Origin of the sequence: Variovorax sp. Varisp85, from assembly GCF_047304045.1 — a bacterium.
Classification (GTDB): domain Bacteria; phylum Pseudomonadota; class Gammaproteobacteria; order Burkholderiales; family Burkholderiaceae_C; genus Variovorax.
On record NZ_JBGLYN010000139.1, the window covers coordinates 1 to 1,495 of the forward strand.

The window sequence follows — 1,495 nt, forward strand, 5'->3', positions numbered from 1 at the left end:
GCCTGAAGCGGGTTCCGCACCTTCAGCGTGCCCGCCGAGTTGGCACGGCGCAGGTATGCAGCCAGCGCGTCGTTCACACGCTCCGGGCCCTCCTTGTACAACGCGCGGCAGACTTCCGGCTGTGCCCCCGCGACGCCATAGACAGCGCGCAACGCGCCCAGTGCGTCACCGCGCACCAGTGCGAGAAACCGAGCGCCGATCGCCAGCAGCACCTTCTCCGGCTGGTCCGGGTCCAGCGTCCCGGCGCCAGGGAAGCCAGCCATTACGGCTGCCGTCCTGTCGCGCACGACCGCCTCGAACAGCCCCTCCTTGGAGCCGAAGTTGCTGTACACGGTCATCTTGGAGACGCCTGCGTCCGCGGCGATGGCATCCACGCTGGCACGCTCCAGGCCATGCTCGTTGAAGTGCCTTTGCGCCGCTTCCAGGATGCGCCGCACGCGCTCGGGATCGCGTGGCCGCCCGCGTTGGGGCTTCGGAGCAGAAACTGGTAGACGGGCCATGGGCATATTTAGTGGACTTGACAGTTTACTATATCGACTCTAAATTACTGTACCAGATAGTCCAATAATCTACCAGCCCACACGGAGCCCATCACCATGAATGACGTCATCATCATCGGCGGCAGCTTTGCCGGCCTCGCCGCCGCCCTGCAACTCGGCCGTGCCCGCCGCAAGGTCACCGTTCTCGATACCGGCCGGCCGCGCAACCGCTTTGCCGGCCACTCGCATGGCCTGCTCGGCCACGATCACAAGCCACCGCTGGACATCCTGGCCGAGGCGCGGCAGCAGCTGGCGCGCTATCCAACGATCAGGCTGGTCAATGCCCGGGCCGAGAGCGTGTCTGGCGCCATCGACGATTTCTGCGTCGTCACTGACGATCACGAAAGCCTCGGGGCGCGCCGCGTGATCCTGAGCTACGGCGTCGCCGACCAGATGCCTGAGGTTCCAGGCTTTGCCGAAAGCTGGGGCACGTCCATCGTGCCCTGCCCCTATTGCGACGGCTTTGAAGTCGCCGGCCAGCATTGGGGCCTCGTCTGGTCCGGCCCGCAATCGCACAATCAGGCCAGGCTGTTCCGCGATTGGACCGACAAGTTGAGTGTCTTCGCCGATGGTCACGACATCCCACCCGATATCCAGGCCGATCTGGCGCGCCGCAACATACCTGTCATCGATGGCCGGATCGTCGAGATCGCCCATCACAAGGGCCATATCTCCACAGTCAATCTCGATACCGGCCGCAATGTCGCGGTCGACGTCCTGTTCGCCCATCCGCGCAACAAGCCGTCCGCAAGCCTGCATGAATCACTGGGCCTCGCCACGGTGGATACGCCCACCGGCATCGTCCTCAAGGTCGACGAGCGCCGCCAAACCAGCATGCCCGGCATCTACGCCGCCGGCGACCTGACCACGCCCTTCTTGCCCTCGGTCACCCAGGCATCGTCGCAGGGCGCGATGGCGGGAATCTTCGCCCAGCAATCGATGCTGGCTTGAGGGCA

The 1,495-nt window shown here is 65.0% G+C and carries 2 protein-coding genes; one reads left to right on the forward strand and one right to left on the reverse strand.

The window, feature by feature from the left end; genetic code table 11:
* On the reverse strand, positions 1–437 hold a 437-nt coding region (locus tag ACCC97_RS28715), incomplete at its 3' end, for a TetR/AcrR family transcriptional regulator (protein WP_413336362.1).
* Between the two features lie 159 nt (positions 438–596).
* Between ACCC97_RS28715 and ACCC97_RS28720 the strand changes: the two genes are divergently transcribed.
* A complete protein-coding gene (locus tag ACCC97_RS28720) occupies positions 597–1,490 on the forward strand; it encodes an NAD(P)/FAD-dependent oxidoreductase (RefSeq protein WP_413336364.1) in 894 nt (297 codons plus the stop codon).
* Positions 1,491–1,495: the final 5 nt, after the last annotated feature.